The organism is Thermoflexus sp. (assembly GCF_042408815.1).
Lineage (GTDB): Bacteria > Chloroflexota > Anaerolineae > Thermoflexales > Thermoflexaceae > Thermoflexus.
In genome coordinates this window covers 145,357-161,070 of sequence record NZ_JBHOQR010000003.1, presented here as the reverse complement: position 1 = coordinate 161,070, position 15,714 = coordinate 145,357, and the positions used below count along the sequence as shown (strand labels likewise).

The 15,714-nt window shown below is 64.5% G+C and carries 14 protein-coding genes; 6 read left to right on the top strand and 8 right to left on the bottom strand.

Annotation, left to right across the window (positions count from 1 at the left end; translation table 11 throughout):
* Positions 1 to 46: 46 nt before the first annotated feature.
* The 5 genes from murF to mraZ form a co-directional block, all read right to left on the bottom strand.
* Complete coding sequence (gene murF / locus ACFMO3_RS02515) at positions 47 to 1,474, bottom strand: UDP-N-acetylmuramoyl-tripeptide--D-alanyl-D-alanine ligase (RefSeq protein ID WP_376788861.1); 1,428 nt, start codon at positions 1,472 to 1,474, stop codon at positions 47 to 49.
* Positions 1,475 to 1,559: 85 nt separating this feature from the next.
* On the bottom strand, positions 1,560 to 3,311 hold the full coding sequence (locus ACFMO3_RS02510; RefSeq protein WP_376788860.1) for a peptidoglycan D,D-transpeptidase FtsI family protein: 1,752 nt from the start codon (positions 3,309 to 3,311) through the stop codon (positions 1,560 to 1,562).
* Positions 3,308 to 3,616 carry a hypothetical protein gene (locus tag ACFMO3_RS02505; protein WP_376788859.1) on the bottom strand — a complete coding sequence of 103 codons (309 nt, stop codon included), beginning with the start codon at positions 3,614 to 3,616 and terminating at the stop codon, positions 3,308 to 3,310. The genes ACFMO3_RS02510 and ACFMO3_RS02505 overlap by 4 nt, the downstream gene beginning before the upstream one ends.
* On the bottom strand, positions 3,613 to 4,527 hold the full coding sequence (rsmH, locus tag ACFMO3_RS02500; RefSeq protein ID WP_376788858.1) for a 16S rRNA (cytosine(1402)-N(4))-methyltransferase RsmH: 915 nt from the start codon (positions 4,525 to 4,527) through the stop codon (positions 3,613 to 3,615). Before rsmH ends, ACFMO3_RS02505 begins: the two co-directional genes overlap by 4 nt.
* A 31-nt stretch (positions 4,528 to 4,558) precedes the next feature.
* Positions 4,559 to 5,047 carry a division/cell wall cluster transcriptional repressor MraZ gene (mraZ, locus tag ACFMO3_RS02495; protein ID WP_376788857.1) on the bottom strand — a complete coding sequence of 163 codons (489 nt, stop codon included), beginning with the start codon at positions 5,045 to 5,047 and terminating at the stop codon, positions 4,559 to 4,561.
* A 308-nt stretch (positions 5,048 to 5,355) separates the two neighbouring features.
* On the opposite strand from mraZ, the gene ACFMO3_RS02490 reads away from it, so the two are divergent.
* The 6 genes from ACFMO3_RS02490 (at position 5,356) to cysS (ending at position 11,676) form a co-directional block, all read left to right on the top strand.
* Positions 5,356 to 6,315: an alcohol dehydrogenase catalytic domain-containing protein gene (locus tag ACFMO3_RS02490; RefSeq protein WP_376788856.1), complete on the top strand. Its 960-nt coding sequence runs from the start codon at positions 5,356 to 5,358 to the stop codon at positions 6,313 to 6,315.
* On the top strand, positions 6,312 to 7,103 hold the full coding sequence (gene pgeF / locus ACFMO3_RS02485; RefSeq protein ID WP_376788855.1) for a peptidoglycan editing factor PgeF: 792 nt from the start codon (positions 6,312 to 6,314) through the stop codon (positions 7,101 to 7,103). Before ACFMO3_RS02490 ends, pgeF begins: the two co-directional genes overlap by 4 nt.
* 40 nt (positions 7,104 to 7,143) lie before the next feature.
* Positions 7,144 to 8,370: a metallophosphoesterase gene (locus ACFMO3_RS02480; protein WP_376788854.1), complete on the top strand. Its 1,227-nt coding sequence runs from the start codon at positions 7,144 to 7,146 to the stop codon at positions 8,368 to 8,370.
* 72 nt (positions 8,371 to 8,442) lie between these two features.
* Positions 8,443 to 8,895 (top strand): hypothetical protein, encoded by a 453-nt coding sequence (locus tag ACFMO3_RS02475; protein ID WP_376788853.1) that lies wholly within the window; start codon positions 8,443 to 8,445, stop codon positions 8,893 to 8,895.
* A gap of 90 nt (positions 8,896 to 8,985) precedes the next feature.
* The gene (locus ACFMO3_RS02470; protein WP_376788852.1) at positions 8,986 to 10,038 is read left to right on the top strand and encodes a PIN/TRAM domain-containing protein; all 1,053 of its coding nucleotides are present in this window, start codon (positions 8,986 to 8,988) and stop codon (positions 10,036 to 10,038) included.
* Between the two features lie 183 nt (positions 10,039 to 10,221).
* Positions 10,222 to 11,676: a cysteine--tRNA ligase gene (cysS, locus tag ACFMO3_RS02465; protein WP_376788851.1), complete on the top strand. Its 1,455-nt coding sequence runs from the start codon at positions 10,222 to 10,224 to the stop codon at positions 11,674 to 11,676.
* A gap of 224 nt (positions 11,677 to 11,900) precedes the next feature.
* Here the strand turns inward: cysS and ACFMO3_RS02460 are convergent, their stop codons facing one another.
* The 3 genes from ACFMO3_RS02460 to ACFMO3_RS02450 form a co-directional block, all read right to left on the bottom strand.
* Positions 11,901 to 12,893, bottom strand: a complete 993-nt coding sequence (locus ACFMO3_RS02460) for an NAD-dependent epimerase/dehydratase family protein (protein WP_376788850.1) — start codon at positions 12,891 to 12,893, stop codon at positions 11,901 to 11,903.
* A gap of 96 nt (positions 12,894 to 12,989) precedes the next feature.
* Positions 12,990 to 14,825 (bottom strand): aldehyde ferredoxin oxidoreductase family protein, encoded by a 1,836-nt coding sequence (locus ACFMO3_RS02455; protein ID WP_376788849.1) that lies wholly within the window; start codon positions 14,823 to 14,825, stop codon positions 12,990 to 12,992.
* 113 nt (positions 14,826 to 14,938) lie between these two features.
* On the bottom strand, positions 14,939 to 15,700 hold the full coding sequence (locus ACFMO3_RS02450) for a dolichyl-phosphate beta-glucosyltransferase (protein ID WP_376788848.1): 762 nt from the start codon (positions 15,698 to 15,700) through the stop codon (positions 14,939 to 14,941).
* Positions 15,701 to 15,714: the final 14 nt, after the last annotated feature.

The window sequence follows — 15,714 nt, the reverse complement described above, 5'->3', positions numbered from 1 at the left end:
CGGAACCTTTGGGCCTTGAGGAAGGGAGGCGCAAGTCCGGATCCCATTACCCCTCGCACAGGGTGCTGACGATTTCCTCCATATGCAGACCCCGGGAGCCCTTCACCAGCACCACATCTCCGGGCTCCAGGATCTGCCGGAGGACCTCAATGGCCTCTTGGTTGGAATCACAGATCCACACCCGATGGGGCGGCAGGCCCACGGCCATCGCCTCCTGGGCGATGATGCGGGCCCGCGGCCCCACCGTGATCAGGAGATCCGCCACCGCTCCGGCCCGTCCCCCCACCAGCCGGTGTCCCTCGATCTCATAAGCGCCCAGCTCCAGCATATCCCCCAGCACCGCGATCTTCCGGCCATCCAGCTCTGCCAGCAGGTTCAGGGCAGCCAGCATCGAGGGCGGGCTGGCATTATAGGTATCATCGAGGATCGTCGAGCCCCGAAGGCCCGGCACCGCCACCAGGCGCAGCTGGGCCCGCCGATCCCGCAGGCCCGCGAAGATCTCCTCCCAGGTCAATCCCTCCAGAAGGCCCACCGCGATGGCCCGTAGGGCGGTGTGGACACTGTGACGCCCCAGCAACGAGACCCGAACCCGCCGGAAGGTCTCGCCCCGATAGTGCAGATCGAACCGCACCCCCTCCAACCCCTCGCTCACGATCTCATCCGCCCACAGATCCGCCTCCGGATCCAGACCATAGAAGAAGACCCGGGCTCGGGTCCGTTCCGCCATCCCTCGAACATACGGATCATCCCGGTTCAGCACCGCCACGCCATCTTCGGGCAGGGCCTCCACCAACTCCGCCTTCGCCGCCGCGATGGCCTCCATACTCCCCAGACGCTCCAGATGAACCGGGCCGACCATCGTGACCACGCCGATCACCGGGCGAGCGATGGCGCAGAGGGCGGCAATCTCCCCCCGCGCATACATCCCCATCTCCAATACCGCCCACTGGTGGCGTGCCGTGAGCCGGAGCAGCATCAGCGGCAGCCCGATCTCGCTGTTCAGATTCCCCTCGGTCTTGAGCGTCTCATACCGACGGGAGAGGATCGCCCAGGTCAGCTCCTTGGTGCTGGTCTTCCCTACACTCCCAGTGATGCCGATCACCCGCACCGGAAAGCGAGCGCGCCACCATCCGGCCCAGCGGTGGAGCGCATCCAGGGTTCGGGCAACCCGAAAGCAAACCGGGAAGGTCAGGGATTCCGGCCATGGCCCTCGCTCGAGATCCACCACCATCGCGCCCGCTGGAACGTCCTGATGAACCAGGGCGGCGATCGCCCCACGATGGAACGCATCGCCCACATATTGATGTCCATCGGTCCGCTCCCCGGGCAATGCCACAAAGAGATCCCCCGCCTCGCATGTCCGCGAATCGATGGCCACATGCCGGATCGGCATCTCCCATGGCGGACGGCGTCCGCTCAACGCCTCTGCCAGATCCGCCAGCGTCATCCCCTCCACGGCAACGCGCGTCCCCATCTCCCCCGACATCTCGCCTTCACTCCATCCACAGGATCGCTCCGCCCAGCTGCCAGCCGTGTATCCCTTCTTCAAGGGCAGCTCGCTACGGCCCTGACGACGATGGTGGGACCCCCAACAGCGGCAGGATCCGCGCGGCGATCCGGGCGAACACCGGGGCGGCCTCCTCGGAGCCCCACGGCGAGCGCCGGGGGCGATCCAGCTTCACCAGGATCAGCACTTGCGGATCCTCCACCGGGCCGAATCCGACAAAGGAGGCGATGGTATCCCGGGGATCGTAGCCCAGCGGCGTGGGGATCTGGGCTGTCCCGGTTTTGCCGGCCATCCGATAACCCGGCACCCGCGCCTTCACCGCCTCCCGCTCAATCACCGCCGCCAGCATCTCCCGGAGCGTCCGCGCCGTCTGGGCGGAGATCGCCCGACGGCGGATCCGGGGCTCCGTCCGCTTCACCCCTTCCGGGGTGTGGATCTCCTGCACCACGAAGGGCCGCATCATCAGGCCATCGTTGGCCACTGCCGAGACCGCCACGGCCATTTGCAGAGGCGTCACGGAGACCGCCTGCCCAAAGGATTGCCGCCCCCAATCGGCCTCCCGCCAGTCCGGATCCCCATACGCTCGCACCCGCATCACCGCCTCGTAGGGGAGATCCACATCGGTGGACTCCCCGATCCCGAAAGCGTGAAGGGCTGCGTAGAACCGCTCTGGGCCCAGGAGGCGGGCCAAGTGGGCCGCGCCCACGTTCCGGGAGTAGATCAAAAGCTCTGTCATATCCAGCCAGCCCCGCCCGCCCGGATAACGATCCCGATCCCAGTTGCAGATCGGCGCTCCTCCAAATTCCACGCATCCCTGGTCGAGATAACGATCCTCCGGCCGGATCACCCCGCTCTCCAGGGCCGCCGCCATGGTGAGGATCTTAAACACCGACCCCGGCTCGTAGAGATCCTGGACTACTGGGTTGCGGGCGTCTCGATCCAGGGTCTCCAGGGCGTTGGGATCGAAGGACGGCAGGCTCACCATCGCCAGGATCTCACCGGTGCGAGGGCGGAGCACCACGGCATCCCCCCGCTGCGCCCCGCTCTCCTGCAAGCCCCGCGCCAGCTCCTCCGCCACAATCGCCTGGATCGTCCGATCGATGGTCAGCACCACCTCTCCCCCCGGCTCGGGCTGGGTCAGCGCCTCTTCCCTCACCGGCAACGGACGTCCTTCCGCATCCACTGGGACGCGCAGGGTCACCGGCTTGCCGCGCAGGAATTCATCATAGGCTTTTTCCACCCCGGCAGCGCCCTGCCGTTCTTCCATGCCTGCATCCCCTGGCCCGAAGAACACAAAGCCCACCACCGGCCCCAGCAACGAGCCCTCTGGATACACCCGCTTCCAGTAGGGCATCACCCGAACCCCCCGGAGGCCGGTCTCCTTAACCCGCCGGCTGACCACCCGGGCCAGATCCTCCGGGATCCCTCTGGCTACCGGAAATTGCCACCCGGTATCCGGCCAGCCCCGCGCGGCCTCCTGGACCGGGAAACCCAGCAGGGGGCTCAGGACCTCATCCACCTGTTGCAACCACTTCGCCCGACGGATCGGATCTCCTCCGTAGGCGATAGGGGGGTATTCCAGAACCACCTGATATCGTGGCGCATCTATGGCCAGCACGGCCCCGTGGCGATCCAGGATCCGGCCTCGTTGTGCCTCGAGCCGCAATTCCAAGGACTGAACGCCCAGCGGCTCCCCCGGCGCGTAGAAAGTCAGATAGATCAGGCGGATCACCACCAGCCCGAGGAACAGGGCAGGCGGGAACGCCACCGGATGCAACCGCAGTGTCGATCCCGTTTCCTTCATGGCCCCGCGCTCTCCAGCGGAAGCGTCACCGGCAATGAGAGCGGCAAGCCTGACAGTTCCCCGCCGGGAACGAACCCCATCGACCGGGCCCGCTCTCGTAGGCGCGGGATCGCGCTTTCCCGGGCGATGGCCTCTTCCATCGCGGCATTCCCTCGCTCCAGCGCGGCACGGGTCTCGCTCAGATGTTGAACGATCTGTCCCTGCTCCACCGCCGTGGTGGAGAGAAACGTAAACAGCATAGAGAAGGAGGCCAGGAACAGCAAGGCTCCTGCTACCGCCAGAAGAAGTCGCTGCCGCCCGCTCATCCCAGTCGCTCCACAATGCGCAATCGAGCGCTGCGGGCCCGCGGGTTGATCCGAACCTCCTCTTCCGAAGGCCGGATCGGTTTGCGCGTGACCAGACGCAGGCTTGCCCGATGCCCGCACATGCAAACCGGCGCCTCTGGCGGGCAGAGGCAATCCCGCGATTCCCGCTGAAAGAACGTCTTCACAATTCGATCTTCCAGAGAATGGAAGGCGATCACGGCCAGCCGGCCGCCCGGCCTCAACAACGAGACCGCTTGGGGGAGGGCTTGTTCCAACGCCTGAAGCTCCTCGTTCACCGCAATGCGCAACGCCAGAAACGTCCGCGTGGCCGGATGCTGATCCTCCCGCCCCCGGCCCACCACCCGGGCGATTAAGTCAGCCAGCTCCGTTGTGGTTCGGATGGGTCGGTTCCGCACGATCGCCCGCGCGATCCGCCGGGCGAATCGTTCCTCCCCGTATCGACGGATGATCTCCGCCAACTGCTTCTCCGGCCAGCGGTTCACGATCTCCGCCGCCGGGACTCCACGGCCGGGATCATACCGCATATCCAGCGGGCCCTCGATCTGGAAACTGAACCCCCGATGGGGATCCGCCAGCTGCCACGAGGAGAGTCCCAGATCAAACAGGATCCCATCGACCGCCAGGAAGTCATACCGCACAGCGATCCGCCGCAACTCCGCATAGGAACCGTGGACCAGGACAGCTCGCTCTCCGAACGGACGCAGGCGCTCTCGCGCCCGCTCCAGCACCTCCGGATCTCGATCGATCCCCAGCAGACGGCCGTCCGGCGCAGAGCGCTCCAGGATCGCCGCCGCATGCCCTCCCCCACCGACCGTGGCATCGATATACACGCCGCCGGGTCGAACCTTCAGGCCCTCCAGCACCTCGCGAAGCAGAACCGGGATGTGCATCGTGAAATCGCCGTTGCGACCGGGCCGAGCGCTAAATCCCGAGCTTCATCCAGTGCTCGGGTGGAATCCGGCCGTTTTGAAATCGCCCCAGGATCTCCTGCCAGGCAGGAGGAGACCAGATCTCCAGATACGTGTGAACGCCCACAATCACGGCTTGACCCTCCAGGCCCGCATACGCCCGGAGAGAAGCGGGAATGAGGATCCGACCCTGTTCATCGGGGATCACATCAAAGGCCCCGCCGAAGAAGAACCGACGCCATTCACGGGCCTCCGGGGCCGTGAGCGGCAACTGGCTGATCCGCTCCGCCACCCGCCGCCATTCGGGAAGCGTGAACAAATACAGACAGGGCTCCAGGCCTCTGGTCAGCACCGCTCCCCCCGCAAAAAACGGCCGATAACGCGCCGGGAGAAACATCCGCCCCTTGGCATCAATCCCATGCCGATACTCTCCCAGGAACATGGGAGGATCCCCCGGGGGGAGTATCGGCTGCTCCAACGCGTTTTTCCCTCGTCCCCTCATCACCACATCCCTCCACTTTCCACCACCCTACGCCTCCATTATATGAATTCCCTCCACCTGCACAAGAGATTTGGGAAACCTTAACGCGAGGATTGGGTTATCTTGGGATAACGCCGTTCACGCCCGAAGCCTGGCATTCCGCTCCGAGAGCGGCTGGAGGCTGGCGCTTTGTTGGGGGGGATCGCGCGGTTCCGATCTGAAAGGTGCCCGGTTGGCCGCTCCCGGCAGCGGAAGGACGGGGGTTACGCTATAATAAAAACGTTGCCGATGGGATTCATCGCGATTCTATCCCTAACGAGGAGCCCTCCATGCTGGCCGTTTACCTGAACCGGGGGCTGGAGATCCGACACGACTATCCCGTGCCTTCGCCGCCACCGGGGGAGGCCCGCGTTCGAGTGAAGATCGCTGGGATTTGCAAAACAGATCTGGAGCTGATGCGCGGCTACCTCGATTTCCAGGGCATCCCCGGCCATGAGTTCGTGGGCGTGGTGGAAGAGGCCCCGGGTCACCCCGAATGGATCGGCAAACGGGTGGTCGGTGAGATTAATGCCGCATGCGGGATCTGCCCCACATGTCGGGCCGGACGGCCCACCCATTGCCCGCATCGGACCACCCTGGGGATCTCCGGCCGCGATGGCGCGTTCGCGGAATATCTTCTCCTGCCCGTGGTGAACCTTCACGAGGTCCCCCCGGAGATCCCCGATGAAGCGGCGGTGTTCGTGGAGCCGTTGGCGGCGGCCCTGGAGATCTCCGAACAGATCCACATCCATCCGACCGACCGCGTGGTGGTGCTGGGCGATGGCAAGCTCGGCCAGCTGGTCGCGCAGGTGCTGCAACTCACCGGGTGCGATCTCCTGGTAATCGGACGGAACCAGAACAAGCTGGATCTCCTGGCCCGGCGGGGGATCTCCACCGCGCGAGTGGAGGAGGTGAACGCGCTATCCGCCGATGTGGTGGTGGAATGCACCGGTTCTCCGGAAGGCTTCCATCTCGCCCGCCGATGGGTGCGCCCGCGGGGAACGCTGGTCCTGAAGAGCACCTATCACGGCACGGTGGAAGCCAACCTGACTATGATCGCCGTGGACGAGGTGGCGGTGATCGGCTCCCGTTGCGGACCATTTCCACCGGCCCTCCGGCTCCTCCAGCAGGGGCTCGTCGATGTGTTGCCGCTGATCCACGCTCGCTATCCGTTGCGCGAGGCTGCCCAGGCCTTTGAACACGCCGCCCGCAAGGGCGTGTTGAAGGTCCTGCTGGATGTTTCCCCATGACGGCGTTTATACGCTGGGAAGCTGTGCAGAGAGAGGCGATTGTCTTTTACCGCTTCCGGGGCTCTCCGTGGAGCGACATTCCCCATGGCTTCCTCACCCGGAAGGGAGGGGTGAGCGCCCCTCCTTTCGCCTCCCTGAACCTGAGCCACTCCGTTGGCGATGACCCGGCAGCGGTGGCTGAGAACCTGCGCCGGGCCTTCGCCGCCATCGGGCTGCGGGAAGAGGAGGTCGTCACCGCCTGGTTGATCCATGGGAACCGGGTGGCTCTGGTTGACGCACACCACCGCGGCATGATCTTGCAAGGCGTGGATGGGTTGGTCACCGTGGAGCCGGGACTGGCCCTCTTCATGCGATTCGCTGATTGCATCCCGGTTCTGCTCACGGATCCGACGCTCCCGGCCGTCGGCATCGTGCATGTCGGCTGGCGAGGGCTGGCAGCGGGGGTTCTGGAAGCCACTCTGGAGCTCTTCCAGCGTCGCCTGGGACGCTGCCCATCCGCCCTCCATGCGGCCCTCGGCCCCGGGATCGGAGGGTGCTGCTACGCGGTGGGCCCAGAGGTCATCGAGGCCCTGGAGCCCCGCATCCGGAAAGCCCTCCCCCTGCACCGGCGCAACGGCGCCTGGCATCTCGATCTGCCAGAGGCTGTGCGCCAGCACCTGCGCGATCTGGGAGTGACCTCCGTGGTCGCCGCCGGGGTTTGCACCGCCTGCCATCTCGAGGACTGGTATTCCCACCGGGCGGAGCATGGAAGGACCGGACGCTTTGGGGCCTGGATCCGAAATCCGTGAGGGGATTTCCCCGCCAGCCCCGGCGGGTGAGCGTGCCGCCATGCCGCGACACCGACGGTTCCGGCCGGGAACTGAGGCCAGCCCCTTCCATCAGTTCATGGTGGCCCTGAACCGCCTGGAATGCCTTCCGTGGGCCTTCCTGGGCCTGTGGGCACTGGCTCTGGGGGCAATCATCGGACTGGCCTGGGGGGAAGCATCGGGATCCCTGGAGGTCGGTATAGGCGCCGCAGGGACCTTCCTCGCCTTCGCCGGGGGCGATGCCCTGATGCTGGTTCTGCTGCCTCGCCTCGGGTATTCCTTCGGCCCATCCCGGCCCCCATTTGTCATCTTCACCCTCTTCCGCTTGTTCTTGAGCCTGGGCACCCTTCCCCTTCAGCCGTTCTCCTGGGCGATCGAGCTGGCACTGATCGGACACCTCGCCTTCACCGGAAACCTCCTCAACGCGCTTTACCGAGAACCCTTCCGGCTGACCTTGACGGAGCTCGTGGTGGCCTCCCCCAAGTTGCGGGGAATGCCTCCCCTCCGGGTTCTGCACCTCACCGATCTCCATCTGGAGCGCCTGACCCGGCGGGAACAGCAGGTCCTGCGGTGGGTCGAGGAGCTGGATCCCGACCTGATCGTCTTCACGGGAGATCTCCTCAACCTGAGCTATGTGCACGATCCCCAAGCCCAGGCCCAATGCAGTCGGTTCCTGGAGGCGCTGCGCGCCCCCCTGGGGGTTTACCTGGTCACCGGGACGCCCTTAGTGGATCCGCCGGAGGTAGTGCGGCGGATCCTCTTCGGCTTCACCCACATCACCTGGCTGAACAACCAGGTGGCCCGCTTCGGGCAGCTGGGCCATCGGGGGCCTCAGGTTTGCCTGATCGGCCTGACATGCACGCACGATCCAGAGCGGGATGGCGAGCGGCTGCGGGAGCTCATGCACCAGATCCCGGCTCACGCCCTCACCGTCCTGCTCTACCACTCACCGGATCTCTTCCCCGAAGCCAGCGCGCTGGGGATCGATCTCTATTTATGCGGGCACACCCACGGCGGACAGATCCGCCTGCCCCTCATCGGCGCGCTGATCACCGCTTCTATTTATGGAAAGCGATACGAGATGGGCCTGTATCGACGGGGCCCGACCACGATGTATGTGAGCCGGGGATTGGGAATGGAAGGACTCGGGATGCCCCGGATGCGCCTGATGTGCCCGCCGGAACTCGTTCTGATCCACCTGCAAAGCGATGAGCCGGAAGGATCAAAAGGCCTTTCGACCTCCTCGTGAGACCGACACGATCGGGCTATGATAGGAGGAGTGGAACCGCACCCATCCCAATTGGGAAGGAATCGCCCGGCGATGCGCCATCGCCTAGAAACCGCGATCTCCCTCTTCCTCGCGCTGACAGTTGCTGGAGTCGGATGTGGGATCTGTGGGCTGGGGACCCTGGCCATCCGCGGGGATCTCTCCTGGAGCATAGGGGGCGCCCAGTATCGCCTGTGGTTAATCCGCGAACGAGAGGGCTCGGGTCTGGCCCTCTCCCAAACGACGGCCTACCGGAACCCGGAAGGCCGCCTGTGCCAGCGCACGGACGTCTGGTTCTGGCTCTGGGCGCCCCGGCTGAGCCTGCAACCGGTGACGTATGAAGAGTGCCCGCCTTCGGGTCAGCACCATGAGCCTCGGTCATCCCTGAATCCCTCTTCTGCGCAGGCACGGGAGAACGGGGCAGATGGGCCCACTGACCGTGGAAGGGCAGGCAATTACCTGACCCCCAGAGCCCTGGTGGGGACCTCCGGCCGTGGAGTAGCCTGAGCAAGGAAGAAGGATGGGCCCCATTCCTTGCCCTCCTCATGGCCCCCGGTGTAAGATGAACGTTGCACTTTATTCTTATCTGGAGGATTGATGGATTTTGAACGCTTCCTTCGTTTGATCGGCATGTTGGTGCTGGGAGTTGCCGGATGGCGGCTGGGGATGGACGCGGCCCGGCTGGGGTTAGATTCGCGCCCGGCCTGGCAGTTCGCCCTGGCCTTCAGCCTGATCGGCGCCATCCTCGGCCTTATCCTCACGCCCTGGCTCACCATCCGCCCGGCCGCCATGATCCGCCAGATCATCCGGCCGATCCCCTTACAGCAGCTGATCGCCGGCACGATGGGATTGATCCTCGGGTTGATCATGGCCGGGCTGGTTTCCTATCCACTTTCCCTTCTTCCGGACCCCCTGGGCCGGGTGATGCCCTCCTTGGGGGCCGTGTTCTTCGGCTACCTGGGCCTCACGGTCGCCAGTACCCGCTACAAGGACCTGCTAGCCATATTCCCTCGTCACCTGCGTGATGGACGGGATGGTGAGCACGCGATCCTGCTGGATACCAGCGTGATCATCGATGGTCGGATCGCCGATGTCGCGCGCACCGGGTTCCTTCAGGCCACGCTCCTGGTGCCCCGTTTCGTCCTGAACGAGCTCCAGCACATCGCCGACTCTCAGGACCCCCTGCGGCGCAACCGGGGCCGCCGGGGCCTGGAGATCCTGAGCCGGATACAGAAAGAAAGCCACGTCCCGGTCCGCATCGTGGATATAGATGTGGAAGGTCGGGAGGTGGATGAGAAGCTGATCGCCCTGGCCCGCCGCTTGCGCTGTCCGATCATGACCAACGACTACAACCTGAATCGGGTGGCCGAATTGCAGAACATCCGTGTCCTCAACATCAACGAACTGGCCAATGCCGTGCGGACGGTTCTGCTACCTGGGGAAACGTTCACGCTTGCCATTATCCAGGAGGGGAAGGAACCCGGACAGGGTGTGGGTTACCTGGAGGATGGGACGATGGTAGTGGTGGAAGAGGGGCGCCGCTATATCGGCCGGGAGATCCCAGTGGTGGTGACCAAGGTGCTCCAGACGGCGGCCGGTCGGATGATCTTCGCCCGGCCCGAGGAACCGAGCCGCGGGGGCTCCTCTTAGGGCCTTCGCCACGGATCCCCGGCGATCCGCTTCGCTCTTCACCTTTTACTTACAACCATACAGCTGGACTCCGAAGGTTCTTGCCGGGCGCATTGGAGGGGCGAGTGCCTCTCCGTCGGCTTAGAGAACCGGTTCGGGAGGCTACAGCGGTCGCATGCCCCATCTTCAGGAGGTGCGAAATCGATGAGCCTGATGGTCTATAACTTTCTGACGCGCCAGAAGGAGCCCTTCGTTCCCCTGCGCGAGGGACGAGTTCATATGTATGTCTGTGGACCGACCGTCTACGATCACGCCCACCTTGGTCACGCCAAGCTTTATGTCTCCATGGATGTGATCGTTCGTTACCTCCGGTATCGCGGCTATAAGGTCCGCTACGTCCAGAACATCACGGACGTGGGGCATCTGCTGGATACCGGGGAAGACCGCATCCTCAAGGGAGCTGCCCGGGAACGCCTGGAGCCGATGGAGCTGGTGGAGAAATACATGCGCAGTTATTTCGAAGACATGGACGCGCTGGGAGTGGTGCGTCCGGATATCTCTCCCCGGGCCTCCTGCCATATCCCCGAGATGATCGAGATGATCAAGATCCTGATCGAAAAGGGCCACGCCTATGAGGTGAACGGCTCGGTTTATTTCTCGGTGGAATCCTGGCCGGAATACGGGAAGCTCTCCGGTCGCCGTCTGGAGGAGCAGGAGGAGGGCGTCCGCGTCCCGGTGCGGGAGGAGAAACGGCACCCTGCCGATTTCGCCCTGTGGAAGCGGGCAGAGCCGGAGCACATCCTACGCTGGCCCAGCCCGTGGGGCTGGGGCTACCCGGGCTGGCATATCGAATGCTCGGTGATGGCCACCAAATACCTGGGGCAGCCGTTCGATATCCACGGCGGAGGCATCGATAACCTCTTCCCTCACAATGAGAGCGAGATCGCCCAAGCGGAGGCCGCCAACGGAGTGCCCTTCGCCCGCTACTGGCTGCTCACAGGATCCCTCACCGTCAACGGCGTGAAGATGAGCAAAAGCCTGGGGAACGTGGTGCGAATCAAGGATGCCCTCCAGCAATACCGACCTCAGGCGATCCGCCTGTTCATTCTCTCCAGCCATTACCGCTCCCCTGTCGACTACAGCGAAGAGGCTATGGAGGCGGCCGAGAAGGGCCTGGACCGCCTCTGGAACACGGTGATCGAGGTTCGGGAGCGGCTCGCCCGGGGTGATGTCCTCGAAACCGCTGAGCCGGAGACGTTCGTGGAGGAGATCCAGCGGGCACGACGCGCGCTCCTTGAGGCGATGGACGATGACTTTGGCACACCAGAGGCCCTCTCGGTGCTCTTCGAGTTCTCCAAAACGGTCAACAGCCTGCTCTTCGGCGGGGCCCCGGTGGGGCGTCCCATCCTGGAGGCCATCGACGCCGTCTATCGAGAGTTCGGGGGCCAGGTCCTGGGGGTGATCCCCGATGTCATCCGGCCGGACATCCCCTCGGATCTGGTGGCTGGGCTGGTGCAACTGCTCGTCGAGATCCGGGCGGAAGCCCGCCGCCAGCGCGACTTCGCCCGCGCCGATCAGATCCGTGACCGCCTTCGGGCCCTGGGGATCATCCTGGAAGACCGTCCAGAGGGCACCGTATGGCGGATGGCTCGTTCTTGAGTCGAATGCATTTGACCTCACTGGCCTTCGGCCGATGGCCGGCCTGCGCTGGCTAGAAAGCATCCTCGCGTCAGCGAAGGCCGGCGCCCGGTGCGCAGCACCCCACAAGGCCGATTTCAATCGGCGTGAGGAGGCCTTTGGCCGGCTGGCACCGGGCCAAAGGGTTTTCGTGCCGGCGAAGGTCGATTGGCCATCGGCGTGAAGCGGAAACACGGGGAGGCGGCTCATCTTCTTCGAGGCGGGGCTAGGATCCCCTGGCTCCAGTACCACTCGAGGGTCCGCCTGGCTCCTTCTTCAAAAGGCGTTGGCTCGAACCCCAGCTCCCGTTTCGCCTTCTCAGAGGAAACTTTCCAGTCGTAGAACACGTAAGAGGCCAGCGCCAGGGGATAATAGGGCTCCCGCCCGGTGAGATCCGCCAGCTTCGTCCAGATCCATGCCAGTATGAGCATGGGCGCGGCCGGGACATTGATTCGCCACGCGGGAACTCCCGCGATGCGGGCCACGATCTCGTAGATCTCTCGATGCTGCCGGCTGCGATCTGCTACGTTGTAGATCTCCCCTACCCGTCCCTGGCTCAGCGCAGCCTCAATGACCCGGCACAGATCCGGAACGAAGATCGGGAACGTATAGCGACGGCCGCCGTGCACCTGAAGGCGCAAACCCTTTAGGAAATCCTCGAAAAAGAGCCGGTTGAACGCATAACGTCCCCACGGGCCATAAAACGCCCCGGGGCGTAAGATCACAGCCGGAAGCCCTCTGTAGGCCGCCTCCTGAACGATCCACTCCCCTTCCAGCTTCGTCCGCTGGTATTCATCCACAGGCCGGCACGGATAGGTTTCATCGATCACAGTCCCCGAGCGCGGCCGCCCGACCACCGCCACCGTCGAGATATGGATGAACCGCTGAACCCCCATCCGCTCCGCCGCATGAACCACGTTCCGGGTCCCGATCACATTCACCACCCAATACTGATCCCGAGGCCCCCAGAACCGAAAGTAGCCCGCGGCATGAATCACCGCATCGCATCCGGCGAGGGCCGCATGAACCGAGCCGGGATCCTGCACATCGCCGAAGGCGATCTCGACTCCCCGCTCCGTCAGGAACCTCCAGTCCGAGGACGGTCGAACCAGGGCGCGCACGGAGTGTCCCCGTTCCACCAGGTAAGGACAAAGGTTTCGGCCCAGGAAGCCAGTCGCCCCGGTGACCAGCACGCGCATCGATTTTTCCTCTAAATGCGGATCGGGGTTACGCTCAAACCCAAGGAGGTGGGATCAACCCCACAAGCCCTCCGAAGGAAACCAGCGGCGCCTCGCTCAGGGGGTCGCCTGAGCCACAAATTCCAGCCCCAAACGCTGAAGGGTTTCCGGGGTGGGCTGGCCTGTCTCCGGGTCCCATCCGCGGACCTCATAATATTCCCGCAGCATCGTCTCCAAATCCGGAACGAAGCCCGCGGCCCCTCCATCGGCCAAGGGCTCCAGCAAACGCCTGGGCAACCGGTCATCAGCCCGGGTAGCGCCGAGACGGCCGTTGATCGCTCGCTTCAATTGCCAGCCCCGCTCCCCCGCCTCCAGCATCGTGGGCAGATCCCAATCCCAGCCCATGGCGGCATTGAGCAGCGCGAGGACCATGCGGGGGGCGACGTTTGCAAAATAACACAGCACCAGGCTGTTGCACACCGTGCGCCAGTCCTGATGGATCGCCACATAGCGCGCCTTCCCTTCGATCTGATGCCGGTCCAGATACGGGATGCCCAGTTCCTCGATGGACTGGCCCAATTCCACCATGAAGAAATCGCTCTGATTATGGCAGGCCCCGCGCGGGGAAGTCGCATAGCTCAACGCCATCCCGGCAACCCCCCGCGGATCGTGATAGGGAACCTCGAGGCCCTTCACCTCGACGGCCAGATCCTCCGCCCCGAACGCCTGTCCCAGCCCTCGCGCCCCCAGGGCCAGGAGCGCGCCGAACCCCTCCCGCCGGGCCGTCTGGGCAATCAGAGTCTCCACCGGCCGGACGTCACCCCAGCGCAGGATGAGGCCACCGGTCTCCCGCTCTGTGATCCGACCTTTTTCGAACAACAAATAGGCCAGGCCCAGCACATTCCCCATGCTGATCGAATCCAGGCCGTAGCGATCGCAAAGATCCCCCAGGTGCGTGATCGTCGGGAGATCATCATGCAGAAGGTTCGGGCCGAAGGCCGCAATGGTCTCATATTCTGGACCCTTCGCCTTCGTCCGGGCATAGGGGCCTTCGGGGATGGTCACCACCCGCCCGCAGGCGATCACACATGCATGGCAGGCCGACACCCCGGAAAGAATGGTCTCGGCCATGGCCGCCCCGCTGATTCGGGAGGCCCCCTCCCAGGCTCCCTGCCCGTAATATCGTTTGGGCATGCTCCCCAGCAACTCGAAATACTCCGCCGCGCCCGCCGTTCCGGTCTCCCGGAACACCCGGGTCAGGTTATCCTCCCGCAGCGCCCGGTTGACCTGGGCTCGCAGCGTCTGGAAGGCTTCCGGGCGGGCCAGGGGCACGGGTTGGCCTCCCCGCACCGCAATGGCCTTTAAGTTCTTGGAACCCATCACCGCTCCCATCCCGGTCCGGCCAGCCACCCGGCCGTGATCGCACAGGATGAGAGCGAAGGGAACCCGGTTCTCGCCGGCAAGGCCGATGGCCGCCACCCGGGCGAGGGGATCCCCCACTTCCTTTCGCACGATCGCCTGCACGGTATAGGGATCCTGGCCCCAAAGATGGGAAGCCGGACGGATCTCTGCTCGGCCCGAAGCGATCCACAGGTAAACCGGCTCCGGGGCACGCCCTTCGATCAGCAGCGCATCATAGCCCGCGAACCGCAGCTCCGGCCCCCAGAACCCGCCGCAGTTGGATTCGCCCCACAGGCCAGTGGCAGGGGAACGGGCACACACCGTGAACCGTCCTACGGCCGGCCCTGCCGTTCCGGTCAGGGGACCGGTGATGAACAGCAGGGGGTTCTCCGGGCCCAGAGGGTCCACCTCCGGCCGCAGGCGCTCCCACAGCAGGCGAGCCGCCAGAGCGCTTCCCCCGATGAAGCTTTCGATCCAAGAAGGAGGAATCTCCTCCCGTACGATGACGCCAGTGGAAAGATTCACCCGCAGCAATCGCCCGAACCGTTCCATCGGGTCCCTCCGACAGGAGTTCCGCAGCGCATTTCCCCCACAAACCGCATGGGATACCCGGAAAGCCCCCTGGCCGGCACCCTAGCTGTCCAGAGGATTCACATTCCAGGCCCTCAATCCGGATAATCCGCTTCCGGATCTGTATAGATGGGGAGGGGATGGGGGGTCCGTCGAACCCGCCACAGACCTCGCAGATCCTCCAGGGCGGTGCGCACGATCTTCACCCGGGTATCCGGATCCTCCCGCCAGATCACTGGGACCTCCCATACCGTGTAACCCCGTTGCTCCGCCCGCAGCAACAACTCCGTGTCGAAGAACCACGACTGATTGGCCACCAGGGGGATCAACTCGCGGGCCGCCTGGCGGGTAATGGCCTTGAACCCACACTGGGCATCCTGAAAACGCCGGCGGGGGAAAAGCAGCCAGACGATGAAGTTATAAACACGGGAGATCAGCTCGCGCTTGAGCGAGCGCGTGATCCGGGATTGGGGATGCAACCGATTCCCAGTAGCGATGTGATAGCGCCCTTCGACCAGAGGTTGAATCAGGGGCATGAAGGCGCTGAGGTCTGTGGAGAGATCGACATCCATATAGGCCATCACATCGGCATCGCTCTCCAGCCAAGCCTTGCGCAGCGCCCGCCCCCGTCCCTTGCGGTTCAGCCGGATATAGCGCACCTCATCGGGCCATTGTGCGGCCAGTCGCTGCCCGATCTCTGGCGTGCGATCCACCGAGGCGTTATCCGCGATCACAATTCGCCAGCGGTAAGGGCAATTCGCCTGCAGAAAAGCGCGCAATTTGTGAACGCTGGGCTCCAGGTCCCGCTCCTCATTGTAGACCGGGATGACTACATCCACCCGAACGCTCGTGCTCATTCGATGAGGCTCCT

Bases quoted from the DNA above. Each gene is read 5' to 3' on its own strand.
- murF (WP_376788861.1), bottom strand. From the start codon at position 1,474: ATGGGGACGCGCGTTGCCGTGGAGGGGATGACGCTGGCGGATCTGGCA.
- ACFMO3_RS02510 (WP_376788860.1), bottom strand. From the start codon at position 3,311: ATGAAGGAAACGGGATCGACACTGCGGTTGCATCCGGTGGCGTTCCCG.
- ACFMO3_RS02505 (WP_376788859.1), bottom strand. From the start codon at position 3,616: ATGAGCGGGCGGCAGCGACTTCTTCTGGCGGTAGCAGGAGCCTTGCTG.
- rsmH (WP_376788858.1), bottom strand. From the start codon at position 4,527: ATGCACATCCCGGTTCTGCTTCGCGAGGTGCTGGAGGGCCTGAAGGTT.
- mraZ (WP_376788857.1), bottom strand. From the start codon at position 5,047: ATGAGGGGACGAGGGAAAAACGCGTTGGAGCAGCCGATACTCCCCCCG.
- ACFMO3_RS02490 (WP_376788856.1), top strand. From the start codon at position 5,356: ATGCTGGCCGTTTACCTGAACCGGGGGCTGGAGATCCGACACGACTAT.
- pgeF (WP_376788855.1), top strand. From the start codon at position 6,312: ATGACGGCGTTTATACGCTGGGAAGCTGTGCAGAGAGAGGCGATTGTC.
- ACFMO3_RS02480 (WP_376788854.1), top strand. From the start codon at position 7,144: ATGCCGCGACACCGACGGTTCCGGCCGGGAACTGAGGCCAGCCCCTTC.
- ACFMO3_RS02475 (WP_376788853.1), top strand. From the start codon at position 8,443: ATGCGCCATCGCCTAGAAACCGCGATCTCCCTCTTCCTCGCGCTGACA.
- ACFMO3_RS02470 (WP_376788852.1), top strand. From the start codon at position 8,986: ATGGATTTTGAACGCTTCCTTCGTTTGATCGGCATGTTGGTGCTGGGA.
- cysS (WP_376788851.1), top strand. From the start codon at position 10,222: ATGAGCCTGATGGTCTATAACTTTCTGACGCGCCAGAAGGAGCCCTTC.
- ACFMO3_RS02460 (WP_376788850.1), bottom strand. From the start codon at position 12,893: ATGCGCGTGCTGGTCACCGGGGCGACTGGCTTCCTGGGCCGAAACCTT.
- ACFMO3_RS02455 (WP_376788849.1), bottom strand. From the start codon at position 14,825: ATGGAACGGTTCGGGCGATTGCTGCGGGTGAATCTTTCCACTGGCGTC.
- ACFMO3_RS02450 (WP_376788848.1), bottom strand. From the start codon at position 15,700: ATGAGCACGAGCGTTCGGGTGGATGTAGTCATCCCGGTCTACAATGAG.